17 protein-coding genes are annotated in these 24787 nt (G+C 64.8%); 7 read left to right on the top strand and 10 right to left on the bottom strand.

Annotated features, from left to right (window positions below; translation table 11 throughout):
• Positions 1–11: 11 nt before the first annotated feature.
• From qmoC to DESFRDRAFT_RS13090, 4 genes are all read left to right on the top strand, one after another.
• Entirely contained in the window at positions 12–1211 is a 1200-nt protein-coding gene (gene qmoC / locus DESFRDRAFT_RS13105) for a quinone-interacting membrane-bound oxidoreductase complex subunit QmoC (RefSeq protein WP_005994625.1), read from the top strand.
• A gap of 14 nt (positions 1212–1225) precedes the next feature.
• Positions 1226–1912 (top strand): hypothetical protein, encoded by a 687-nt coding sequence (locus tag DESFRDRAFT_RS13100; protein WP_005994624.1) that lies wholly within the window; start codon positions 1226–1228, stop codon positions 1910–1912.
• A gap of 236 nt (positions 1913–2148) precedes the next feature.
• A complete protein-coding gene (gene ggt / locus DESFRDRAFT_RS13095) occupies positions 2149–3846 on the top strand; it encodes a gamma-glutamyltransferase (RefSeq protein ID WP_005994623.1) in 1698 nt (565 codons plus the stop codon).
• Between the two features lie 215 nt (positions 3847–4061).
• Positions 4062–4673, top strand: a complete 612-nt coding sequence (locus DESFRDRAFT_RS13090) for a Crp/Fnr family transcriptional regulator (protein WP_005994622.1) — start codon at positions 4062–4064, stop codon at positions 4671–4673.
• 237 nt (positions 4674–4910) lie between these two features.
• Here the strand turns inward: DESFRDRAFT_RS13090 and DESFRDRAFT_RS13085 are convergent, their stop codons facing one another.
• Positions 4911–6083: a GNAT family N-acetyltransferase gene (locus tag DESFRDRAFT_RS13085; protein ID WP_005994621.1), complete on the bottom strand. Its 1173-nt coding sequence runs from the start codon at positions 6081–6083 to the stop codon at positions 4911–4913.
• 109 nt (positions 6084–6192) lie between these two features.
• Positions 6193–6534 (bottom strand): STAS domain-containing protein, encoded by a 342-nt coding sequence (locus DESFRDRAFT_RS13080; protein WP_005994620.1) that lies wholly within the window; start codon positions 6532–6534, stop codon positions 6193–6195.
• Positions 6535–6725: 191 nt separating this feature from the next.
• Here DESFRDRAFT_RS13080 and DESFRDRAFT_RS13075 point away from each other — a divergent pair, with 191 nt between their 5' ends.
• Positions 6726–7772: a GGDEF domain-containing protein gene (locus DESFRDRAFT_RS13075; protein ID WP_005994618.1), complete on the top strand. Its 1047-nt coding sequence runs from the start codon at positions 6726–6728 to the stop codon at positions 7770–7772.
• A gap of 546 nt (positions 7773–8318) precedes the next feature.
• Here DESFRDRAFT_RS13075 and DESFRDRAFT_RS13070 read toward each other — a convergent pair.
• The 7 genes from DESFRDRAFT_RS13070 to upp form a co-directional block, all read right to left on the bottom strand.
• Entirely contained in the window at positions 8319–9479 is a 1161-nt protein-coding gene (locus DESFRDRAFT_RS13070; protein WP_005994616.1) for a polysaccharide deacetylase family protein, read from the bottom strand.
• Positions 9480–9673: 194 nt separating this feature from the next.
• Positions 9674–10639, bottom strand: coding sequence for a glycoside hydrolase family 18 protein (locus DESFRDRAFT_RS13065; RefSeq protein WP_233489611.1), 966 nt, complete (start codon positions 10637–10639; stop codon positions 9674–9676).
• A 101-nt stretch (positions 10640–10740) separates the two neighbouring features.
• Positions 10741–15615, bottom strand: a complete 4875-nt coding sequence (locus tag DESFRDRAFT_RS13060) for a tetratricopeptide repeat protein (protein WP_005994612.1) — start codon at positions 15613–15615, stop codon at positions 10741–10743.
• A 4-nt stretch (positions 15616–15619) separates the two neighbouring features.
• Positions 15620–17590 carry a polysaccharide deacetylase family protein gene (locus DESFRDRAFT_RS13055; protein WP_005994610.1) on the bottom strand — a complete coding sequence of 657 codons (1971 nt, stop codon included), beginning with the start codon at positions 17588–17590 and terminating at the stop codon, positions 15620–15622.
• Positions 17587–19269 carry a glycosyltransferase gene (locus tag DESFRDRAFT_RS13050; protein WP_005994608.1) on the bottom strand — a complete coding sequence of 561 codons (1683 nt, stop codon included), beginning with the start codon at positions 19267–19269 and terminating at the stop codon, positions 17587–17589. The genes DESFRDRAFT_RS13055 and DESFRDRAFT_RS13050 overlap by 4 nt, the downstream gene beginning before the upstream one ends.
• A gap of 648 nt (positions 19270–19917) precedes the next feature.
• Positions 19918–21189 carry a uracil-xanthine permease family protein gene (locus tag DESFRDRAFT_RS13045; RefSeq protein ID WP_005994604.1) on the bottom strand — a complete coding sequence of 424 codons (1272 nt, stop codon included), beginning with the start codon at positions 21187–21189 and terminating at the stop codon, positions 19918–19920.
• Positions 21190–21220: 31 nt separating this feature from the next.
• Complete coding sequence (gene upp, locus DESFRDRAFT_RS13040) at positions 21221–21847, bottom strand: uracil phosphoribosyltransferase (RefSeq protein ID WP_005994602.1); 627 nt, start codon at positions 21845–21847, stop codon at positions 21221–21223.
• Positions 21848–22560: 713 nt separating this feature from the next.
• Between upp and DESFRDRAFT_RS13035 the strand changes: the two genes are divergently transcribed.
• Positions 22561–22821, top strand: coding sequence for a hypothetical protein (locus DESFRDRAFT_RS13035; RefSeq protein WP_005994601.1), 261 nt, complete (start codon positions 22561–22563; stop codon positions 22819–22821).
• A gap of 106 nt (positions 22822–22927) precedes the next feature.
• Here the strand turns inward: DESFRDRAFT_RS13035 and DESFRDRAFT_RS13030 are convergent, their stop codons facing one another.
• The gene (locus tag DESFRDRAFT_RS13030; RefSeq protein ID WP_005994598.1) at positions 22928–24214 is read right to left on the bottom strand and encodes an Nramp family divalent metal transporter; all 1287 of its coding nucleotides are present in this window, start codon (positions 24212–24214) and stop codon (positions 22928–22930) included.
• A 140-nt stretch (positions 24215–24354) separates the two neighbouring features.
• Between DESFRDRAFT_RS13030 and DESFRDRAFT_RS13025 the strand changes: the two genes are divergently transcribed.
• On the top strand, positions 24355–24787 hold a 433-nt coding region (locus DESFRDRAFT_RS13025; RefSeq protein WP_043794919.1), incomplete at its 3' end, for a MarR family winged helix-turn-helix transcriptional regulator.

The raw sequence follows: 24787 nt of genomic DNA, 5'->3' as shown, positions 1-24787 counted from the left end.
AGGAAGGGTCCATGTCATACGCCGAGCGTATCAAACCCGATCTGCAGTTCGTCAAAGACCTGCAGGCGGCTGGCGGCGATGCCTGCAAGAAGTGCTACCAGTGCGCCACCTGCAGCGTGGCCTGTCCCTTGGCCCCGCCCGAGAATCCCTTCCCCCGCAAGGAGATGGTCTGGGCCCAATGGGGTCTCAAGGACCGTTTCGAGGGCGACATCGACATCTGGCTGTGCCACAACTGCCAGACCTGTTCCGAGCTGTGCCCCCGCGGGGCCCGGCCGGGCGATCTGATCGCCGCCATCCGCAACCTCACCTACAGGGATCTGGTCGAGCCGAAAGCCATCGGCAAATGGATGAGTTCGGCCAAACATCTGCCGAAGCTCATCGCCATCCCGGCCGTGCTGTACCTGTTCATTTGGCTGCTGAGCACCGGCTGGAGCCTGCCCAAGGGTGAAATCGTCTACGGAAAACTCTTCCCCGGCGATTTTACGATCGACCCCATCTTCGGTCTGGTCGCCCTGTTCGTGGTCTTCACCTTTTATAAGGGTGTGACCAAGTTGTGGAAGAGTTTCGATAAAACCATCCCCACCACCCTGCATATCGGGGCGCCGACCAAAAAGCCGACCATCATCGAATCGATCAAGGCCGTCGTTTTGGACGAGATCGCCACCCACGTGAAGTGGAACGAGTGCGGTAACGATAACACCGAGCGGTACAAGGGCCATTTGTCGCTGTTCTACGGCTTCGTGGCCCTGGCCATTGTCACCGGCATCGTGGCCGTGGCCCACTGGGGCGGCAAGATCGTGGAATTCATCGCGCCCATCGGGCATACGCCCATGCCGCTTTGGAGCCCGGTCAAGCTGCTGGCCAACATCGGCGCCCTGGCGCTGCTTTACGGCCTGACCATGCTGACCCGCCGCCGCCTGGCGACCGATCCCGGCAAGGCCACCTCGTCGTACTACGACTGGTATCTGCTCGGCGTGATCTGGGCGGTGGCCCTGACCGGCATCGGCTCGGAGCTGTTCCGTCTGGCCGGCGTGGCCGCCCTGGCCTACCCGACCTATTACCTGCACCTCATCGCGGTCTTCATGCTGTTTGCCTACCTGCCCTGGTCCAAGCTCGGGCACTTGGTCTACAGAACGACGGCATTGGTTTACGCCCATCAGGCTGGGCGGCTTCCCCTCAAACGTGAAGAAGAAAAGATTTTCATGGTCTAATGAAGGAGGATACCATGGCTGAAGCGCGCAAGGTCTTCCCGATGAACGCGTTCGTGTCTTACCTCAAAGGCGTCGACAAGGAAGGCAACAAGAAAGCCGTGGCCGATATGGTCGGTTACATGGCCGGCATGGAAATCGATGCGGAGCTCGCTCCCTTCGCCGCCGCCCTGGCCAAGGCCTGGATATACGAACAGCATCCCGAACTGGTGCGTATGAGCAGCGGCGAGCTGTCCTCCAGCGCCCAGAACGTCTCCGTCTCCGTCATGCCCCCGGATGTCGTGGCCGAGGTCAACGCCATCTTCGCCAAGCTGACCGAGACGAAAAAGGCCAATGAAGAGCTGGCCGCCAAGCTCGAAAAGGTCGAGGCGGAACTGGCCGAGAAGACCGCCATCCTGAAGGATGTCGAAGTCCGCTGCAAGGCCGCCGAAGACAAGGCCGGCAAGCTCGAAGCCTCCATGAAGGACGAGGGCGAGAAGGTCATCGTGGCTTCCGAGGCCAAGGTCACCGAGTACATCGGCAAGGTCGACGAGCTGCTGAAAATGATCGAGGATGTCAAAAAGCACGGTGTGGTCACCGTGGCCGGCGGCGGCGCCGCCGCGGGTGGCGAGGCCTCTTCCGGTTCCGGCGAACCGGAGGTCGGCGGCGAGCCGTCTTCCGACTTCGGTTTCGGCTCCGACGCCTTCGCTACCGACAAGTGGTAGAATCCGGCCCCGGCCGGTATGGAAAGGGAGGCCCCACACGGGGCCTCCCCTTTTTTTATGCTCCGGCGCGACCGTGGGCCGAGGCTGCGGGGAAGGCCCAGGTATTCCGATACGGGGCATGTTGCTTGACTATGTCGGGAATATCCCATTTTTCAACGGGATCGTATGGACGGGTTCGGTTGGCGCGAATGAAAAACGGGTCCCGATAAAAACGGTACCCGACAGGGGTGCTTGCTATGGCGCTAGTTCTGGCTCCTGGCGCGCTTTGGGCGCAATCCGGCAAATACAGCGAAACGCCGTCGCGGATGGTCGACCCCATGACCATGCGGGGCATGGTCACTTCGCCCAATTATCTGGCGACCCAGGCCGGCGTGGATATCCTGCGGGCCGGCGGCAACGCGGTCGATGCGGCGATAGCCGTGGCCTCCACCCTGGCCGTGGTCTATCCCCAGATGTGCACGCTCGGCGGCGACAACTTCTGGCTGGTCTACAACGCCAAGACAGGCGAATTGCGGGCGCTCAACGCCAGCGGCCGCTCCGGGGAAAAAGCCACCATCGCCTTTTATACGTCCAGGGGGTTGTCCAAGATTCCCGCGCGCGGATTCCTGGCCGCCAACACGGTGCCCGGGGTGGTTTCCGGTTGGGATGCCGCCTACAGCTATGCGAAAGGCGCGATGGGCGGCAACCTGCCCTGGGCGCGCCTGCTCGAGTCCGCCATCGGCTACGCCCGGGACGGCTTTCCCGTGAGCCCCAGCCTGGCCCGCTGGGAGGCGATCAACGTCGATCCCAAGGACCAGGAATTCCGGGACTTCCAGCGTTTTGACAATTTCGCCCGCATGTACCTGAAAGCCGGAGGCAAGGCCTACGCCACGGGCGAAGTCATGAAGCTCCCCCAGCTGGCGGCGACGCTGGAAACCATTGCCAGGGACGGGGCGGACGCCTTTTACAAAGGGCCCATCGCGGACCGGATCGTGGCCTATCTGCACGCCAACGGCGGCGTGTTGACTCGTGAGGATTTCGCCAGACATACGGCGGATTGGGTCAAGCCGATCCATGTGCCGTACAGGGACCTCGTCGCCTGCAATTTCCCGCCGAACACCCAGGGCATGGCATCGCTTGAGATCCTCAACATCATGAACAAGTTCGATGTGCAAAAGCTCGGGGAAGGCTCGGCCGACTACTACCATCTGCTCGTGGAGGCGACCAAGCAGGCCTTTGCCGACCGCGACCGCTACCTGACCGATCAGGACTTCTCGCCCATTCCCCTGGACTACCTGCTTTCCGCTAAGCACGGCAAGGAACAGGCCGCGCGCATCGACCTGAAAAAAGCGGCCAAGGACGTCACGCCGCTCGATCCCAAGGGCGACACCGTCTGGCTCGGCGTGGTCGACAAGGACGGCAACGCCGTTTCCCTGATCCAGAGCATCTACCACGACTTCGGTTCGGGCATCGTGGCCGGCGATACGGGGGTGCTGCTGCAAAACCGGGGCAGTTTCTTCTCCCTGGACCCCAAGCACGTCAACCATCTCGAGCCGCGAAAGCGCACCTTCCATACGCTGAACCCTGCCATGCTCCTCAAGGACGGCAAGCCCTACCTCGTCTATGGCACCATGGGCGGGGAAGGGCAGCCGCAAACCCAGGCCGCCATCGTGACCCGGGTCGTGGATTTCGGCATGATGCCCCAGGATGCCATAAACGCCCCGCGCTGGCTTCATGGCCGCACCTGGGGCGCGTCTTCCAACGATCTCAAGCTGGAAAGCCGGGTGGGCGAGACGGTCGCGGAAGAGCTGCGCCAGCGCGGCCATCCGGTCAAGGTCGTGGATGCCTACACGGATACCATGGGCCATGCCGGCGCGATCCTGATCGACCGGAAAACCGGCGTGCTGTACGGCGCGACCGACCCTCGGGGCGACGGATTGGCAGCGGGATATTGACCTCGGCTGGACGCAAGCAAGGGCGGTCCGCAGGGCCGCCCTTGCTTGTGTGCGATGGCCGCGCGAGTCGTGAAAACACCTCCTCAGGGCGGACTTTCAGGACCAGGGCGGATATGCGATCATCCTTCGCCCGGCAGGCCGCGAAGCGTCGGAAAGCCCGCCGGAACCAACGCGGAGGCATTCGTGCGCCATGGCCGGCATCGGAGAGGAACGTGATGCAGCGTGAGGACGCCGATACGGCGCGGCTGATCGCCCTGATGCGGTCATCGCCGTTGTGGAGCGATTTTTCGGAGGATGACCTTGCCCGGCTTGTGACGAGCGGCGCGGTGCGGCGGCGTAAGTTTGGCCAGGGCGAGGTCGTGGTGGAGCAGGGCAATTACGAGAAGACGTTTTTCCTGCTTCTCTCAGGCCGCGCGCGCGTGCTGCGCGACAATCGGGAAGTCGCCGTTCTGGCCGAACCCGGCACGGTCATCGGGGAAATGAGCTTCGTGCTCGGCAAGGGACGCACGGCCACGGTCCTGGCCGATGCCCCGACCGACTGCCTGGTCGTGGACATGGGCTACGTGGATTTTCTGGAAAGCCCGGAGCGCGAGGATTTTCTCATCCGCATCTTCCGGCGTCTGGCCGAGGTCGTGGCCCAGCGCCTGGGATCGGCCAATGCCCGCAAGGCCGAGCTTTTCACCGCCATACGGGAACGACGCGAGAAGCTCAGGTCCCACATCGCGGCCGAGCGCCAGGTCATCACCGCCCTTCGGCGCGAACTCGAGAGTCTGGACACCACCGACGACGAGGCCGTCCTGCGCCAGCTGCTCGATAGGCGGTTTTGAGAGGGGGCAGGGGAGAAGGGGGGAAGGGCGAAGAGCTTCCGGGGGAGGGGTTTTTTTGAAAAAAAACTCCCTCCCCCGGACCCCCACCCTCAAAAACTTTTATAAGGGGAGATGGTTGGGACGGGGCGTAACGCTGGGGAGAGATATGAAGAGAAGAAGCCGCATTCCGCATGGGATTCCAAAGGGCGGGAGCCCTTTGGCCGCCGGAGGCTTTTCCCCTGTTTACCACTGCTATCGCTAGCCGGAGCGCTTGGTGGGCAACAGTTCGTTGAGCTCGTCGATGTAGTGTTTTTCCAGCTGGTTGACCCGGTCGATATGGGTGCGGAAAATCATGTCCATGCGCGGGTCGAAGAAGCGGTGGCTGCTGTAGCTCGAGACCGAGACGAAGCCGCGCCGGGCCTTGTGCGCGCCGCCCATGCCCGGGTCGTAGCGCGTGATGCCGTTGGCGATGCCCCAGGCGATGGGCGCGTAGTAGCACAGCTCGAAATGGAGAAAGGGGATGTCCTCGAACGCGCCCCAGTAGCGGCCGAAAAGCAGGTCGTTTTTGTGCGCCAGCAGGGCCAGCGCCACCGGATCGCGCCGGCCGGCCTTGAAGGCGGCGGCAAAGGCCAGACGGTGGCGGAAGGCGGCGGGCAGTCCCTCGAAAAATTCCGGCGTCAGGTAGCGGCAGCCCCAGGGACCGAACTTGGCGTTGGTCTTGTCGTAGAGCTCGCGCATGATCGGGAAAAACGTGTCCGGGATATCCGAGCCGGAGACGACCGTCACCTCGATGCCCGCCTCGGCCAGAGCCCGGCGCTCGTGCCGGATCGCCTTGCGCCGGTTGGTGTTGAGCGTGGCCAGAAAGTCGTCGAAACCGCCGTACTGACGGTTGCGCCACAAATAGCCCTGGTGCCGCCAGGCCGTGAAGCCGTAATCCTCGGACGCGGCGGCGAAATCCGGCTCGGTGAAGAGAAACGCCGCGCCCTTTACGGCGTTGCCCAGGCAAAACTGCTCGATGCTCTCGAAAAGCCGCCGCGACAACCGCGTCTGGTTGCACTGCGGGTCCATGAGGAACCTGAGCCCCGTGGCCGGGGTGAACGGGCTGGCCCCGACCAGACGCGGATAATAGGGCAAGCCGAGCCGGCTGGCCGCTTCGCCCCAGAGCTGGTCGAAAACGAATTCCCCGTCGGAGTGCCATTTGAGGTAGAGCGGAACGGCTCCCACCAGCTTGCCCGAGGTATGGGCGAGCAGATGGTTGGGATACCAGCCCTTGGCCGGCGAGGCGCTGCCGGAATCCTCCAGGAGCTTGAGCCAGGCCCACTCGAAAAACGGCGTATCCAGGGGCGCGGCCAACGCGTCCCATTCAAGCTGCTCGGCCTCTCCCATGGAGTGGACGAAGCGCAGGGTGAGCTGGTCGGCAGGAACGGTCATTGCGGGATCATACGCCGCGTCCCGCCTCCTGTCATCAGGCGTCGTGACGAAACGGCGGAAAAGCGTCGCGGCCGCGCCCGGGGAATCGGCCTCACGGGAAAAACGGCGATCAGGCGTTCAGGGCGGCCAACGCGGCGTCGGCGTCGTCGAAAATGGCGAACACCTTGCCGAGGTCGGTAATGCGCAGCACCTTGGCCACGCCGTCGGCGATGGAGCACAGCGCCACGCTGCCGCCTTCGGGCAACAGCCTGTTGCGCACCGTGATAAGGGAGCCAATGGCGCTGGAGTCCAGAAACTCCACGCCGGAAAGGTCGATGACCAGCGTCCTGGGCGCCGTCTCAATATGCGGGGCCAGACAACGCTGGAAATCCGGGCACACGGTGTAGTCGAAAGTTTTGGGCAGTCCGGACACCAGCGTGACCGGGCCGTGTTTGGTGGCGATCAAATCCATGGAGCCTCCGATACGCTAAAATGGCGACGCTTGGCGTTTACCATGGGGCCAGGGATGGGGCAACCCGGCAAGGGTTGTCGAATATTTTCCTTCCGAACGGCGACGCTTGTGTGTACTATAGAAGAGCCGTTCAAAAGGATGGATCGCGCCGCCTGGAAGTCACGAGGGCGGCCGGAGGTGCAACGCACACCATGAACAAGGATCCCGGTCAATTCAAGGGAGTCCCCCCTCCCGAGGCTTGTTCCGACTCGGTTTGCGCCATGCTCGACCGGGTCGGCGTGCCCCGGGATTCCAAATGGCGGGGGCTCATCCTCTATATGCGCAGCATCAAGAACTACGACTTCCTGGACAACGAACAAAAGGAGCAGTTGCAGGCCCTTGGCATGGAAGTGCTCAAGGCCCGGGATTTTTCCGAGGCGAAATTCCAGGAGATCATCAAGGCCAACGAACGCATCCTGAGCGCCCCCTGGAATCTGGCCCTCACCCGCACGCTCCAGGAAACCGCGTCCCTGGTCCAGGAATTCCAGGGCACGCTGCTCAAGCATAAGGGCGGCGTGCAAAAACTCGAAAAAGTCACCATCGAAGCCGTGGAATCCGGCGGCGACGTGGAACGCATGCTCGGCACCATCCGTCGCGGATTCAAGGAAATGGCCACCCTCATCGAGGAAGATGCCGAAAAAATGGTGGCCATGAGCCTGACCGATTCCCTCACCGGCATCCATAACCGCCGGGCCTTCGACACCCATATCGAAAAAGCCGTGGTCAGGGCCGAGGCCGAACAACGCCCGCTGGCCCTTTTCATGTGCGACATCGACCACTTCAAGAACTTCAACGACCAGCACGGCCACCGCATCGGCGACCAGGCCCTGGTCGTGGTCGGATCCATTCTCAAAGGCTTTGCCGAGGAAATGAAACAGCTTGAAGATCGCGATATCTTCCCCGCCCGCTACGGCGGCGAGGAATTCGCCGTGACGCTTTTCAATATCGGCAAGGAGGAGGCCGAGGAACTGGCCGAAATCATCCGACGCAAAATCGAACGCTACAACTTCGTCATCCGGGACCCCGACGGTCAGATCCTGGCCTCGGGCATCAAGATCAACGTCAGCATCGGCGTGGCCGAACTGCTCGTGGATTGCCCCGGATGCGGCGTGGCCCACCTTGTCGACGCCGCCGACAAAGCCCTTTATCTGGCCAAATCCTCCGGCCGCAACCAGGTTCGCGTCTACGTCAGGCCGTAGCGGGCGAGCGGGCGAGCGAGCGGGACAGGGCTGGACAGGACAGGACAGGACAGGGGCTCTGCCCCTGGCCCCGCCGGGGGACTTGATGTCCCCCGGACCCCCTTTTACCGGATTGGACTGGTGGGGTGTGGGAAAGGCTGGTGGAGTGGTGTCTTTGGCGGATGGGACGCCGTGTGTTTGTTGCCGCAATCGGCCCGGCGACACGAGGCGCAAAAGCGCCTCGACGCCGGACACGATTGCGGCAACAACCGCGCCAGCGGCGAAGCGCCGCATTTCAAGAAAAGACATTTTCTCTGAATGTCGCCCCCTTGGGGCGACCGGCGTGGTGGGGGCGGAATTTGCTTGGGACGAGCCTGCCGCGAAGCGGCGGCACCGTCCCGACAAATTCCGCCCCCATCTTCTCCACTCTCGCCCTCTCGCCAACCCGCAAAGCCTCCGCCCAGCCAAAGCACACCGGAAGGGGGGACCGGGGGCCCGTGGCCCCTCGGCGGGTGCAGGGCAGCGCCCTGCCGGGGGTGCGGGGGCGGAGCCCCCGCCTTCTTCGCCTTACTTCCCGCTGCCGCCTTGGGCCAGGTAGTACCGGCCGTCCTTGAGGGTCGCGGTGGTGGTGACGTATTTGGCCAGGTCGCGCAGTGTGACGAAGGCGATTTCCTTGTGTTTGGCCAGCATGGGCAGCAGGGTTTCCCATTGTTCGTTGGTGAATTCGCCGGGGCCGTGGGAGTAGAGGCAGCCGATGCCGCCCACTTCGTCGAGCTTTTTGAGAAAGGCTTCGAGCTTCGTTTTGAATTCGGGGCTGGCGGGGTTCGTGCCGAAGAGGTCGCGGGGTTTCTCGGCGAAGACGCGGTAGAGGTTGTAGCCGTCGGGGGAGCCCAGGGCGACGTTGCCGGCCGGGCCGACGCGGCCGATGTTCATGCCCAGTTCGCTGGTGATCTTGCGGGAGACGGCGTCGGTGACCAGGAAGGGGTAGACCATGGAGGTGCAGGCGTAGCCGGGGAGTCCGGTTTCGATGTCCTTTTTCCCGTTTTCCATCTCGTAGCGGGCGTTTTGGGCGATATCGACGTAGAGCGGCACCAGGCCGTTTTTGAAGAAGATGTCTAGCTTGTCGGTTTTGGACAGGAAGGCGGCGTGGATATTGGCGTAGTAGGTGTCGCCGAGTTCGGCGGCGACGCCGCGGGTATTGTTGAGGGCTTCGACGAGCTTTTTGAGGTTGGGGGTGGGGCCGTTTTCGGACAGGTCGTATTCGGCCACGGGTTCGGGCTTGTCGTTGACGAAGATGCGCAGTTTGGCGGCGGCCGGGTCGACGGCGGCATAGGCGGATTTGGCTGCGGGGTTGTAGTAGCGCAGCCGGATGACGTCGCCGGGGGCCACGGGGACGTGGTCGCGGGTATGGTCGGCGATCTCGTGGCCGTTGGCCACGTGTTTGGCCATGACGGCGTAGTCGTCGGCCGTGGCCTTGGCGGTATTGACGGCCAGGGTGGTTTTGATGCCGTAGGCGTCGCTGTCGCTGGCGAGTTTCGACCAGAGGGCCAGGTTGGGCAGGTCGTCGATGACGATGGCGAGGTAGGCTCGGGGGCCCTTGCCGGGCAGGGGCACGCCCTTGGTGGCGCTGGTGAGGCCCTGGGCGGCGGCCTGGGGCGGGCAGGCGGCCAACAGGATGGACGCTATAAGGAAAAAGCCGCCAAGGGCGGCGGGAATGCGCGGTCGCATGGGTATATCCTCCGGTTCTGGGTATCCTTGAAACTAATTTATAGGGGCTGTTTTTCAAAAAACAAGCCGGAAGAAAGCCTTTTAAAAAAGCTTTGTCTCCCGTAACCTGTTGAAAAGTTTAGGAAGGGGAGAGCGCGAGAGGGGCTACTACCCTTTTCAAAGGGTTTCCCCTCTCGCATTCTCTTCTCTTCTTTTCACTTCAAGCTTTGCAGCCAGTCGAACAGTCCCGGGGCGTTGCCGCCGAGACGCCAGATGGCCAGTCGGGAAAATCCAGCGGTGCGGGCGGCCTGCCACAGGGTGGACAGGGTTTGGGCGTCGGCGTGCCAGATTTCGTGGGATTTGCCCTCGGCGTCGCGGTATTGGCTGACGAGGTAGCCGTCGGGGGCGGAGCGTGTGGAGGGGACTTTCTTGCGGGCCACCAGGGTCGCGGCGGCGGTTTCGTCGAGTTGGACGGCGGATTTGCCTTCGGTCCAGTCGAAGCCGCCGGTGGACAGCGCCAGTCCCGTGGCGGAAAGCGCCCCGATGGCGCGAAGCGCGCTTGCCTGGTTGGCCAGGAAGGCCGGGGTGGCCTTGGGACCGGGGCCGGAATGGGAGCCGAAGAGGTTGTAGCCCATGAGCAGGTATTGCGGGCCGACGGGCAGCGGCTTGCCGAGGTAGCGGGCCTGGGGCTGGAGCAGCACGGACAGGGCGAGTCCTTCCCGGCTGGTGCGCTGGTAAAGCTCCCGGACGAAGTCCAGAAAGGCCGGCCAGTCATCGGCGGCGATGTTCTCGTAATCGATTTCGAGGCCGGAAAAGCGGGAACGTTTGGCCAGGGCGACCAGGGCGCCGATATGGGCCGTGCGGGCGGCCGGGGTGGAGACCAGCCGTTTGACCAGCTCCGGGTCCTTGAGCCTGGCGTTTTTGCCCGAGGGCGCGGCGACCACGTCGTTGACCACGGTCAAAAAGGCCGGGGTGCGGCCGAAGGCGCGGCTCACGTCGCCGTGAAAGAGGGCATCCCATTCCGGGGCCAGGTACGGCCGGTCCTTGTCGTCAAACGATGCGGCGAACACCCGCACCGTGTCGAAAAGGCCGGGGTGCGCCCGCCATTCGGCCATGCCCCGGGGCAGATCCCAGTAGGCGATCCAGGCCGTGAGCCTGTCGGTTGGCCCGGCCTGCCCCATGGCCGGCCGGATTGGTCCGGCCAGGAGGACAAAGGCCAGGGCCAACGCGGCAAAAAAGGCCGATGCAAGGAGGGCTCTCCGGTTTTCGGAGGAAGTTCCCCTTAGAATATATAGCTTATGCTGGCCCATGCTTCATTGAGGTTATAGGTGGGGGTGCTGAAGTAGGAGTACTTGAGTGAGAGCTTTAACCGCTCTTTCATGGTGATGTCCATGCCGGCGTTGACGCGCCAGATGTTGCGCCAGTCGTTGTCGCGGTCGCGCGAGGGGCCGTAGCCCAAGCTGCCGTTGAGGTTGTACCAGCGGGTGGGGGAGTAGCCGAAGCTGGCGTAGGCCAGATGGGTGGCCAGATCGAGGGGCGCCCAGTATTCGATGGGATTGCGGTCGCTGTTGGCGAACTGGAAGGCGTAGCCCACGGAGAACATCGGGTATTCGAACAGGCGGCGCAGCAGGCGGCCGTCCACTGACCCGGTCTTGTTGCCGTCGGTGCGGGAGATGGCGTGGCCGCTGACGAAGAGGTCCCAGAAGTCGAGGATGCGGGTATGGGTGATGCAGCTTAGGCGGTTGGCCATGATCTGGGCGTAGATGGCTTCCACGGTGTCGATGCGTTCGTGGGCGCCTTGCAGCTCCCAGATGCCGTCGAGCTTGGCGCCTTTGGGCGCGATGGGGCCGTGGAGGGTGATCTGGCCGCCCGGGAGCGTGCCGGGGCCGTCGTCGTCGGTCTGGGTGAGCTGGCCCTGGGCCTCGATCCAGTATTCGGGATGGAAGAACCAGCGCGCGCCCAGGGTGAGGTCCTCGCCGTTGAGGTACTGGGTATGGCGCGAGTTGAAGACGTTGTAGGCGTCCTGGGGATCGAGGTAGCCGTTGTCGAGGGTATTGCTGACGGCTTTGATCATCTGTCCGTGGCGCTGGTAGCTGTCGATGGACCATTCGATGCGGCCGGCGCGCACGTACACCATGAGGTCGTCGCGGGGGTGGACCTCGCCGGTCAGGCCGTACCACCAGTAGCGGCGGTTGTCGCTGTCCCACCAGGTGTCCATGGAAGCTTCGGCCCTCGGCCGGGTGCGCAGTTCGGCCCGGAAGAGCTGGGTCGCGGCGCGCTCGGAATCGGGGCTTAAATCCACGGCCTTTTCGGCCAGCCGCACGGCCACGGGGTCGTCGTGCTCGTAGTAGGCGTTGACGGCGTGGTTGTAGGCCAGATCCTCGGGCTTGGCCTTGAGGTCCTTGGCTTCCTGGAAATAGTTGTCGGCCTGGCCGAGCTGTTCCTGCCAGGAATAGACCTTGGCCAGCTCCAGGGAAACCTGGTGCATGGGGTCGGCCTGGTTGAGGTAGTCTTCGAGGCCGGCCACATCGAGGCGCGGCGAGACGGCCTTGGCGGCGGTCAGCCGGGGATTGGCCATGGGCGTCCAGAAGCCTTCGGGCGCGAGGTTGAAGGCCCGGGGAAAGTGCTGGTCGACCACGGCCGTGTAGGCGTCGCGGGCGGCGGCATCGGCCACGAGCAGTTCGTCCGGGGCGTTGCCTCCGGGGTAGAAGAAGACGGGCCGCGTTTGCCCGAGGAGCCTGCCGGAGGGGTCCAGGGCATGCAGGCGTTCGGTCAGCCGCGCTTCCATGGCCGCCTTGTCCGTCACGCCCCTGGCCGCGCCGCCCACGCTCCAAAGCGGAACGGCGTAGCCGCCGGGGCCGGTGACATAGGGCGGATTGTGGTCGGTCAGGGCCAGGGACCAGCGGCCGGTGCCAACGAGCCTGGCCACCTCGGCCGCGTCCGGCAGGTAGGGCGTGCCGGGCACCAGGGATTCTCCGCCGATCACGAGCACGGCCTTGCCGCCGACCTCGGCCAGCAGGATGTCGATCTTGTCCAGCACGGCCGCGTCGGTGCGGTCGACGAGAAGGAGCATCTGGGGCGCGGTGTCCGTGTCCTTGTGTTCGCGGGCGGCCTGTCCCGTCGGACGCTCGGCCAGCTCCGCAAGGCTCAGGAACCGGCCCTTCCGGTCGGCCAGGGCGCGCAGGTGCGCGGCCATCTGGGACAGGCGCACCTTGCCCGGAACGTCGGCGTCGCGCACGTCGCTGTAATAGAGACACAACACGCCGCTGCCCGGGCCGAACGCGCGCAGCTTTTCCAGCGTGGGGTAGGCCGGGCGAAAGCGGTGGTCGGCGGCGGCGGCGATGGCGAACTTCATGCTGGCGGCGGCGTCGTCCGGCGCGGCGGCGTGGAGCCTCTTGGCCACCGTGTAGGCCTCGGCTTCCTTTCCGGTGAGCTGGTAGACGCTGAGAAGACCGCGAAGCGACGAGAGGTGGTCGGGGTTCTTGGCCAGCATGGCCTCGAACTGTTCCTTGGCCTCGGGGAATTTCTCCTGGTCGAGCAGCGCCCGGCCGAGCAGGTTTTGCAGGTTCAGGGAATCCGGGTCGATGGCCAGGCCGCGGCGGGCGTAGTCCTCGCAGGCCGGCAGGTCCCGGGTGAATTCCGTGGCCTCGGCGGCATAGCGCAGAAGCTCCCGGTCCTTGGGATGGGCGGCAAGGCCCCGGGCCGCTTCGGTCACCACGTCTTCGTAGCGGCCAAGGCCCATGAGCGCCTCGCACACGATGGCCCCGAGCACCGGGGACTTCTTGGCGGCGTAGGCCTTGCCCAGGGCGTCCACGGTTTCCTGGTAGCGCGTCTGACGGTTCAGCGCCCGGCCGAGGCCGGCCAGATAGTCCGAGGCATTCGGCTCGCGGGCGAGCAGATCGCGATACAGCGATTCTGACCCGGCCGGATCGCCCATCTCCAGGCGCACCACGGCCGCCGTGCCGAAAACGGCGCGGTCGTCCTTGGCCAGCCTGGCCTCGTACCAGTCGGCATACTCCCGGGCAGTGGTGAAATCGTTCCCGGCGACGAGCAGGGAGATGACGCGCTGGCGCATGCGGTCGTCGTTGGGAGCCAGGGTCAGGGCCTTGCGGAAATGGGCCAGGGCCTCGTTTTCCTTGCCGTCGAGGGCGGCGAATTCGCCCAGGGCGTATTCCCGGTCGAAGGGCGAGGCCTTGGCGATGGCCTCGGCCAGGAGGCGCTCGGCGTCGTCGGAGCGGCCCTGGCGCTTGCGGGCCAGGGCCAGGTAGAGCCGGGCCTCGTTCCGGTCCGGATCGTCGGCCAGAGCGGCTTCCAGGAAGGTGGCGGCCTCCTCGATGCGGCCCACGTCCCACAGCACCTTGCCGGCGTCGGCCAGAATCGCGCCCATGGCCTTTGGCGGCAGGTTTTTTGCCCAGGCCGGGGGCGTCAGGAAGAAAAAGCCGTCCCCAAGCTGGGCGTCGACCAGGGCGCGGCCGATGCGCAGATAGAGTTTGCCGGCAAGCTGGGGGGAGAGCGCCACGCGCACGAGCTTGCCGTCGGCATTGAACCCGGTCACGGTCGCCTGGCCGAGCCCGTCCGCCGGCAGGACGGCCAGGGCGTGCAGCTTTTGCAGGGCCAGGTCCCCCTGGCCGTTGCGCAGGGCGGCGAGGGCCGCGAGCAACTCGCCGTACGGACCGTAGTTCTTGTCCTTGAGCACGTTGCCGACCAGATCCCAGCGGTTGACCGCGCCGAGCGTCCAGGCCAGGCCCAGGGGCGAAACCTCGGGCGCATAGGTCCCAAGCAGCGCCATGGCGGCGTCCTGCTTGCCGATCTCGAGCAGCAGCGGCACCACCCGGGCCAGGAGCGGATCGTCGGCGGGCAGCCCTTCCTTCAGGGCCACTTTCCAGATGCCGAGGGCCGCGTCGGGACGTTTGGCGGCCCACAGCCGCCAGCCCACGTCGCGCAGGATGGAGGCGCGGGTGTCGAGCCCTTCGGTCAAGGCCTCGACCTCCTTGACGGTCTTTTCCGGGGCGCCGGTCTTGCCGATGGTGGCGGTCATGGCGTCGGCCAGATCGATGAACTGGCCGCGGAAGGGCCGGCGATTCTTGATCCGGCGCATCTGCCCAGAAGCGACGGAAAAATCGCCCTTGTTCCAGGCGGTCAGGGCCAGGCCGAAATGGAGCCCGTCTTGGTCGGGCCCGTTTCGCAGCTTATCCTCGAAGGCGGCGGCGGCGTCATCCTGGTCCGAGGCGCGCAGGGCCATGATGTAGCGGCCCTGGAGCACGGGATTTTTGGGGTCGAACTGCAGGCTTGTGGCCAGGAATCCGCTGGCTTTCTTGTACTCCTTGGCCGCCAGCCGGGCGTCGGCGATCCAGCTGGCCCATCGGCCCACATCCGGGGCGTTGCGCCAGTCCTTTTCCCACAGGTCGGCGGCCTTGGCCGGTTCACCCCGGTTGAGGAACACCCAGCCGAGTTCGCCGGTAACGGCCACCTGGTCGTAGCCGCCGGCCAGGGCCTTTTCGAGCAGGGTTTGGGCCAGGGCGAGGTTGTTTTCCCCGAGCATCCGCTTCCCGGCGTAAAACTGGAGCGCGGCCAGGACGTCCTTTCGCGGCCCCGCGTCGTCGGCCTCGGCCAGTTCGTCCATCACCGCCGCGTCCCCGGCGGCATAGCCGGCGGCGAGGCGCGCCACCAGCCTGTCCTGGTCCGCGGCCGGTTTCCAGGCGGCGAGAAACCGCGTCAGGTCGGCCTTGGCATCGGGCCTGGACAGCAGGTCGAGGATGAGCGCGCCGCTGATCTTTTCGCTGACTCCGGCCAGATAGCGGACCAGGTCCCCGTCCTTGCCCCCGGAGCGCTCGTCCAGGCGCAAAAGCGCCGTCAGCGTCAGGGTGTTGGCGGCGACGTTGTCCGGTTCCACCTTACGGGCCACGGCCAGGGTGTCGACGGCGCCGGCGTAGTCTTTCTTGGCGATCTGCAAGGAAGCTTTCTGGGTCCACAGGGGCGGATAGGCCGGATCCTGGGACAAGGCCTTTTCCACGAGTTCCAAGGCCTGGTCGAGTTGTCCCCGGGCCTGGGCCTGCTGGGATTGTTGCAGCAGCGTCACCACCGAGGCGTCGGCGGCCAGGGACAGGGTCGGGGCGGCGAGCAGCAGCGTCAGGAGGAGGAGAAACCGGATACGCATGGCCTTATCCCTTCACGTCGTAATAGATGGCCCCTTCCGGATCCGGACCGGGGGTTCGAAACAGCATCCGCGATTTGTCGAAGCGGTTGGCGAGCCTGGTCATGTCCCCGGCGTCGGAAAGCGGCGGCATGTCGAAGAGCAGCCAGTCCGGCCGCGGCAACTTCTCGGCGGCGAGCAGGCGGTTCTTGGAGGCGGGCGTCACGCGCAGAGCCACGGCGAAGCCCTTTTTGCGCAGCCGCTTTTCCAGGCGCGCCAGCACGGCGTCATCCGGAAAATCCTCCAGGGACAATACGAACCCGCCGAGCAGCTTGGCGATGATCAACGAGGCCGGGGCCGAGGCCACGGAGTCGGCCATGGCTTCGACCTTGGCCGGGTCGGTTTCGGACAGGTTCAGAAACGGGACCACGCCGCTTGCGGCCACGGTCACCAGGGCGGCGGCATTGGCCACCGGGTCGTCGGTCAGGGACTTTGCCGGCAGCACCATGGCGGTCAGGGTGCGCAGGTTGTCCAGGGAGGCGTCGGCCAGGGCCGGGGCCGCAAGCCAGCGCGGCGGAAAAGCGGTCAGGCGCAGATCGCTGAAGGCGGCCTTGTGCCCGCCCGTATCGCCCAGCGCGCCCAGAGCGAAGCTGCCCCGCTCGGTGCCGGCGGTCAGGGGGATGGGGTAGGGGCTTATCTCCTTGCCGCCGACGCGCATGAGCAGGCGGTTGTTTTTCACGCAGCAGTCGAGGGCCACCGGGCCGGTCTGGTCCACGGGCAGGACGTAGTTGACGAGGGTGTTTAAGGCATGGCCGTTTTTTTCGCGCACGATCACCTGGTCGGCGGTGACCTGGATGCGGACGTAGGAGCCGCTGTCCCGGTAGCGCAGGTAGATGAGCGCCGCGCCGCCCCGGGCGGGAACGACCTTGACCCGGCACAGGAAGTTTTCGAACCCTTCGGTGCCGCGCAGCAGGGCGAAGCCGTCCTTGCCGGCGGGGGCGGCGAGCGTCAGCGCCTGGCCGTTCGCCGTAATGGCGCCCGCGCCCACCTGCCACAGGCCGTGCAGGACCGAGTTGGAAAAATCCAGAAAGCTGCTTTGGGGCAGGCGCGATTCGATCTCGAGCAGCAAGCGGTCCGGGCTCCAGGTCGGATCGACCTGCAATCGGGTCAACCGGCGGGAATCGGCTTGCCGGGAATTGTACGATTCGCCCACCCGGGTGAAGGCGACCGGAAAGAAACGGGCGAGGCCCGCGTCATTGGGCTTGGCGATGGCCGGCGGCAGGCTCACGCCGAGGGTGTTGGCCGGCATGAAGACATAGCCGAGCGGCGGCTTGCCCGTCTCGTCGGCGATGGAGGCGTAGGCCCGCTTGTAATCGGCGGCCACCCGGGCGTCGAAGCCTTCCGGCGTCTCCTCGGGTTTGCCGTCCCCGGCCGCGAGGCGGGCTGTCAGGTAGTAGGCGTAGCCGCCCTTGGGCGTTTCGTTGATGAGCTTCGAATGGAATCCCATGGAGCCCACGTCCCAGAAGGGGTTGGCCGCCACCTTGCGCAGTTCGTCCGAGCGCACGAAAAAGCGGCTCCAGCCCGTGAGCCTGTCGCCGTAGAGGTAGAGCGAGGCGTTATATCCCGTGTGGACCAGGATGGGCTGGCTGAAAAGGACGCTGTCTTTGCGGCCGCCCTCGAACATCAGGTAGAGGGCCTTGTCGGGCAGCGGACCATTGGCGTCGTAGAAATTCTTCACGTCCTTTGTGGTGATGGTGCGGTAGCCGGCGGCGGCCAGGGCGGAAAGCTGCTCGCGCAGCCGGTTTTTGCTGGTGAGCGTTCCGGGCCCCTCATCGAGGCTCAAGCCCCCGTAGGAGATGGCCATGAAGCCCTCGCGCTGGGTCCATTGGTCGCGGTGGAAGGCCGGCGGGGCTTCCCGTTTGAACGCCGTCTGATAGACGAAAAAACCGGCCACGGCCAAAATGGCGTACTGGAAGAGGTAGCGCAGGAATTTTTTCATGCTGTCGGCCCCGCTTCATGGGTGTCATGGCTGGATGGCCGGGTGCCCCAGTTCGATTGCCAGAAGGTGAGCAACGCCCACAGGATCTGCCACAAGAGCACCGTGAGGTAGAAAAAGCAGAACGGCACGCCGTAAAGCCACAGATTCGAGCGCTTGAGGAAAAGGTACGAGGTGCACATGAGCATGCTCATGAAGAAGACCCCGGCGATGTACATGATCGGCCATATGCCGTAGGCGGCCGGCATGAACACGAAGGCCCGCAGCACCACGAACGGGGCCAGCACCGGCAACAGCAGGCCCAGGTAGAAGGAGATGGCCATGAACGGCTCCTTGCGCCACATGAACAGGCAGGCCTTGAGGCTCTCGCGCAGCCAGGAGCGTTTCCAGCGCATCTGCTGGGTGTAGAACTTGCCGTAGGTGGAGGGCACGATGGTGTGGGTCACGGCCGAGTGCTGGTAGACGGCGTAATGGCCGGTGAGCACGAAATTGGTGAGGCTGCGGTCGTCGCCGAAGGTGGCTGGTTGGCCGAGGTAGGTCTGGTGCTCCCAGGCGTCGAGGTGCCGCATGAGCACGTCGCGGCGGTAGCAGGCCAGGGGGCCGGACAGGCAGGTGACGGTGTCGAAGATGCTCTCGGCGGCCTTGAAGATGCGAAAGCCCACGAAGTAGCGCACGGCCTGCATCTTGGTCAGCAGGTTGGTCCACTTGTTTTCCACTTCGCAGCGGCCGGTGGAGGCCCCGACCTTGGGGTCCTTGAGGGGCTGGACCACGTTCAGGATGGACAGGGGCTGCAGGAAGCTGTCGGAGTCGACGAAGACCACCACGTCGCCGGTGGCCATGCGCGCGCCGGCGGCCATGGCGTGGCGCTTGCCCCGGTTTTTGGGAAAGGCGTGGATGAGGAAGCGTTCGCCGACCTCGTCGTAGATCTTGGCCCGGACCTCTTTCAGCACGGCCAGGGTGTTGTCGGAGCTGCCGTCGTCGACCACGATCAGCTGCAAATGCTCCTCGGGATACTGCTGGTTGAGGCAGCCGCGCACGGTCTTTTCGATCCACTCCTCCTCGTTGAAGCAGGGCACGACGATGGTGACCGAGGGGGTGAACTGCGGGTCCACGGGATAGGGCCGGTACAAGGCGGCGAAGAAGAACCTGGAGAGCAGATAGAAAAGCGCGCACAGGCCGTAGAGGAAAATCGGCACGTCGAACCAGAAGTAGAAGATACTTTCCTTTTTGATGAACCACACCCCGATCAGAGTGAGCATGATGCCGAGCAGGGAGGCGGCTTCGAAGTAGCGCCAGCGGCGGCGGTGCAGGTACTCGGTGATGCTTTTTTCGAAGGCGAAGGCGGCGTTTCCCGTGGAGGCGTCGAGTCGCACCACCCGGGCCGGCAGCCTGACGAACGATTCGTAGCCTTCGGGCATGGTGCCGGCGGCCAGGAAAAAGCGCAGCACCACCTTGTCGCCCACGCGCAGCTTGCGGTCGGGCTCGATGAGCATGCCGCTTTTGGACAGGTTGACGATACGGCCCGAACAGTAGCGGTATTTGCCGTTGCTGGAGTAGACGTCGACCTTTCCCTCGGAGAAATAGCGGGCGTCGGCGTTTCGCCGGGAAGCGCTCTTGGAGGGGATGTCCGGCAAAAAGCGTCTGTCCGGGTTTTCTCGAGGAAATACTTCCGCTTGCGACATGTGCTCACTCCCTGGGGACGATGCCGGGCTGTCGGCCGTTTTCGCCGGGCGGGCCGGCCCGGCGTTTCACTTTTTTAATCTGTCATGCGCGCTTGCGCCGCCGCGAGCGTTGCCGCTTTTGCCCCACTTCTTTGCGCCTTCCGCTTCCGGGCCTTGCGGGCCGGAGAAAATCGTTTTGGATGCTTGTCGGTTATACGCTGGAGCGACGTCTTGTCGCCGCCGGCCCTGGGCGTTGCCCGGGGCGTTGCCGTTTCGGCGGCGGGCCGCGGGAAACTTTTTCGCTAGAGAATTGCAATACCGGGGCCAGTCCTGCCTTCGAAGCGGGAGGCTCCGGGCGGATCGGAAGAAACCGGGGAAGGGGCGCACGCGCCGCCACGGCGCGGTGGCGGCCGGCGGATTGCGGCAACAGGAACGGGGGGCGGGGCCGGGTGGCCGCGACCGGACGGGGGTCCTGTCCGTCCGGTCACGGCGGGGGGAGGGAGCGTATAAATCCGTTAATCGGCGTGTTTGTTATTCATGAACGCGTCGGCCAGCCAGGAAAGGGCCATACAGCAGGCAACCACGGTCGCGGCAAGGATAATCTTATCGATGAACATACGGGTAACCTCCGATTGCCCGTATGTATTGCATCCGCCGTGCCAGGGCCGGTCAGGCCTCGTCCCGGCTTTGGGCCTCCCGGCGCTTGGGATGGGGCAGCGCGAAATTGAGCAGCACGCCGGCGACGCCGGCCAGGCCGATGCCTTCCAGGCGCATGCCGCCGAGCGAAAAGGTCATCTTGCCCATGCCGAGCACGATGATGAGCGCCACGATGACCATGTTGCGGGGCTCCATCAGATCGGCGCCCTCGCGCACCAGGGAGTTGAGCCCGACCACCATGATGGTGCCGAACAAAAGCAGCATGATGCCGCCCATGACCGGGGTGGGGATGGTCTGGAGCAGCGCGCCGAGCTTGCCGACAAAGGCCAGGCAGATGGCGGTCAGGGCGGCCCAGGTCATAAGCGCCGGGTTGTAGATCTTGGTCAGGGCCACGGCCCCGGTGACCTCGGCGTAGGTGGTCAGCGGCGGCCCGCCGAGAAACCCGGCCAGGGCCGTGGCCACGCCGTCGCCCATGAGCGAACGGTGCACGCCCGGGTTTTCCAGGTAGTTGCGGCCCGTCACCTGGCCGATGGCCAGGATGCCGCCGAAGTGTTCGATGATGGGGGCGATGGCCACGGGAACGATGATGACCATGGCGTCGAGGCTGAAGGCCGGGCTGACGAAGTGGGGCAGGGCGAACCAGGGGGCTTTGACGACCGGGGTGAAGTCCACCAGCCCGAGGAAGAGGCTCAGCGCGTAGCCGGCGGCGATGCCGCACAAAATCGGTACCAGCCGCGCCAGCCCCCGGCCGTAGATGGCCACGAGGACGGTGACGGCCAGGGAGAAGAAGGACACGGTCATGGCGGTCGGCTCGGGCACGAGCATGGCCGCGCCGTCGCCGGTTTTGCCCATGGCCATGTTGACGCCGACCGGGGCCAGGATCAGTCCGATGACCATGATGACCGGGCCGGTGACGATGGTCGGCAGAAGGCGCGACAGGATGCCCACGCCGCGCAGGCGGATGAGCACCGCCGCCACGGCGTAGACCGTGCCCACGGCGGCGAGCGCCCCGAGCGTCGCCGGCACGCCGTAGGTTTTGACGCAAAACATGATGGGCGCGATGAAGGCGAAGGAGGAGCCCAGGAAGATGGGGATGCGGCCCTTGGTCAGGACCTGGTAGATGAGCGTGCCGACGCCGGCGCAAAAAAGGGCCACATTGGGGTCGAGGCCGGTCAAAAGCGGCACCAGCACCAGCGCGCCAAAGGCCACGAACAGCATCTGCGCGCCCACGGGAATGTCCCGGGCCCGCAAGTTGTAATCACTACCCACCCGAATCGGGGCCATTGCCTTCTCCTTTTGGTTGCGTGCGGGACCGTTATTTGGTGCCGAAGATCTTGTCCCCGGCGTCGCCGAGGCCGGGCAGGATGTAGCCGTTTTCGTTTAGGCGCTCGTCGATGGCGGCGGTGTAGACGGCCACGTCCGGGTGCTCGCGTTCGAGTTTGGCCAGGCCCTCCGGGGCGCAGACCAGAAACAGGCCCAGGATGCTGCGGCAGCCGGCTTCCTTGAGCAGGTTGATGGTGGCGATGAGCGTGCCGCCGGTGGCCAGCATGGGGTCGAGGATCATGGCCCGGCGCTTGTGGATCTTCTTGGCCAGTTTGACGTAGTAGCGCACGGGCTCCAGGGTGTCCTCGTTGCGGTACATGCCGACCACGCTGACCTTGGCCCCGGGGATCATGTCGAGCACCCCGTCCATCATGCCGACGCCGGCCCGCAGCACGGGCACCACGGTGATTTTCTTGCCGGCGATGCGGTCCACCTCGACCGGGCCGGCCCAGCCGTTGATGGTGACTTTTTCGGTGGGCAGGGACTTGGTGGCCTCGTAGGTGAGGAGTCTGGCGATTTCTCCGGCCAAGTCGCGGAAATCCTTGGTGCTGATGCCGTTTTCCCGCAGCAGCCCAAGTTTGTGGCGCACCAGGGGATGATCGACGACGGTGACGGGCATGGCGCATTCCTTGGTTGGGGTGGATGGAGGCGGGCAGACCCCGCCGTAATTTTACGACTTCTTATAAAAAACCGCGCCGCACCGCCACGAAAACGACAGATGCGGTGTTTTGCGGGGGCGTGACCGTGACGTTCGGGCGACATTCCGACAGGCAACGGCGCCGCGGGCGCGCTTGGCGGAGCGCGTCCACGACGGACCACTGGCTTGAAAGTCATTTCGCCGACGCGGCCCGCTTCGTTTACGGATTTTTAGGCGAAGGGCAAGGGGCCGGCGTGGCTCCAGCGCGCGATTGGACCAGAGGCGGCGGCATTTTTGCCCCGCGAACCGCGATTTTTTTCCATGATCCTTTCGATTGCGGCAATGCCGCCCTTTATTTCGATCCGCCGCCACAGTATTTTGGGCGGGAACGGAAAAAGGGCGTAGAAGTTTCGGGGTGAACGGCGAAGATTGCATCTGTCTCCGTATGTCCTCTGCGATATTTTGCGTCAAGCCTGATTGTTGTTTGGGGTTGTCGCAAAGGTTGTTTGGATTTCTCGCGGTATTTTTTCTGTAAAAGGCGATGCGCCTTTATGCTGCTTGCGTACCGTGCGTCTTCTTGGGGCCGCTTTTTCCGGAAACGGCGGATGGTGTTTGCCAAAGCGCGCCGCCTTGCTTGCACTCCCACACGGGCCGTTATAGTTACGTGAAAAAAGATCCGTTCGAGGAGGGTCCCCATGAAAAAGATCATTGTTTTGGCTGCCGCGCTTACCCTGGCTCTGTCCGCCGCTCCGGCTTTCGCCAAAAAGGGCAAGGTCCACAAGAAGGCCGCCGCTCCCAAGTGGGAGTGCAACGTGGGCGGTCAGACCGCGATGACGGCCTCGGTCAATGAGTGCATGAAGCTCGGCGGCATGGTCGTCAACTATCCCGGCCCGGACAAGGCCGCCCCGGTCAAGGTCAAAAAGAGCCACAAGAAGGCCAAGAAAGCCAAGAAGTAACGGCTGTCGCTTTTTGCGAGGGGAAAGCGCCGCCGCCCGGATACGCCAGACGTGTCCGGACGGCGGCGTTTTGTATTGGCGGGCCGCCTCATGGCGGGGGATGGGATCAGCCCAGGGTCTCGACGAGCAGCATGATGTTGAGGGCGATGACCACCGCCGCCACCAGGATCAGGACGGCGTTGGTGAAGGGCCGGTTGGCGTATTCGCCCATGACCGAACGCCGCGAGGTCAGGCCGATTTGCAGCAGGATGGTGATGGGCAACTGGATGGACAGGGCGATCTGGGACCAGATGAGCCCCTTTAACGGGTCGCCCACGAACAGGATGGCCACGGCCGCGCCGACCAGGGTGATGACCACGCCCAGGCGCGAGTGGCTGTCGCGGATGTCGTAGGGCTCGCCGAAGATGCCGGCGAAGATGCTGCCACCGGCCATGCCGGCCGTCACCGACGAGGCCACGCCGGCCAGCAGCAGGCTTATGGCGAAGATGATCCCGGCCGACGGGCCTAGAAGCGGCTTGAGCAGGGACTGGGCCTGCTCCAGTTCGCCGACCGAAGTGCCATGGGTGAAAAACACCGCCGCCGCGAGCAGGATCATGGCGCTGTTGATGCAAAACCCGACCAGCATGGAAAAAAGCGTGTCCAGGTACTCGTATTTGAGCTGGCGGCGGATCATTTCCGGCTTGTCCAGGTTCCACTGCCGGCTCTGGATGACTTCCGAGTGCAAAAAGAGGTTGTGGGGCATGACCACCGCGCCGAGCACGCTCATGACGATGGGCAGGGACCCGTTCGGCAGGGTGGGCGCCAGCCAGCCGGTCACCGCCGCGCCCCAGTCGAGATGCACGAGCGACAACTCGAAAATAAACGACAGCCCGATCAGCGACACGAAGCCGATGATGTAGCGTTCGAGGTGGCGGTAGGATTTGGAGAAAAGCATCCACAGCACGACGACGAGGGTCAGCAGCGTGCCGAGGGCCAGCGGCAGGCCGAAGAGCATGCGCAACGCGATGGCCCCGCCCAAAAGTTCGGCCAGGGCCGTGGACACGGCGGCGGCCACGGCCGTGCCCAGGGCCGAGAACGCGACCGGGCGCGGCATGTGCTTGACCGCCGCCTCGGACAGGCACAGTCCCGTCGCGATGCCGAGATGGGCGGCGTTGTGCTGGAGCACGATGAGCATGATGGTGGACAGCGTCACCATCCACAGCAGATGGTAGCCGAAGTCCGAGCCGGCGGCCACGTTGGAGGCCCAGTTGCCCGGGTCGATGAAGCCGACCGTGACGAGAAGCCCCGGGCCCACGTATTTGAAAATCTCGAGGGCGGTGAGCCTCGGGCGTACCCGGTCGCGGAAATGGGCCATGTCGCCGATGGCCCGGGTCAAGCGCTGCAACGGATGCATTTGCCCGCTCCTTTCATGGAAAAAATCCACGGCACACTCTGTCAGAACCGTGCGGCCGGGGCAAGAAAGGGTTCGCCTTTTTCTTGACGGGAATGGTTGCTATGAATATCGTCCGCACGACAACTTTATGGACCGCCGCCATGGATGACGCGTTTTATTTCGATATGGACAACGCCGTGGGCTACGCCATCGGCCATGCCGCCGCCAGGCTCAAGATGGGGCTTCGGCGGCGGTTTGTGGCCGCCGGCTGCGACGTGACCCCGGAGCAGTGGGTGGTGCTCTACCGCCTGTTCGAGACCCAGGGGCTGACCCAGTGCGGCCTGGGCGAACGCTCGGTCAAGGACAAGACCACCATCACCCGCATCCTGGACCGCCTGGAGGCGAAAAAGCTGCTCGTGCGCCGCCGCGACAGCCGGGACCGCCGCAGCCAGCGCATTTTTCTGACCCCGGCCGGCGAGGCGCTGGTGCAAAACCTCGTGCCGCTGGTGCGGCGTTACGCCGCCGAGGTCTTCGTCGATGTGACGGAAGACGAGGAGCGGGGCCTCAAGGCCGCCCTCGGCCGCATCGAGGCGC

This window comes from Solidesulfovibrio fructosivorans JJ], from assembly GCF_000179555.1.
GTDB lineage: Bacteria > Desulfobacterota > Desulfovibrionia > Desulfovibrionales > Desulfovibrionaceae > Solidesulfovibrio > Solidesulfovibrio fructosivorans.
The sequence above is the reverse complement of the archived record's forward strand: the minus strand, read 5'-3'. Positions and strand labels throughout refer to the sequence as shown.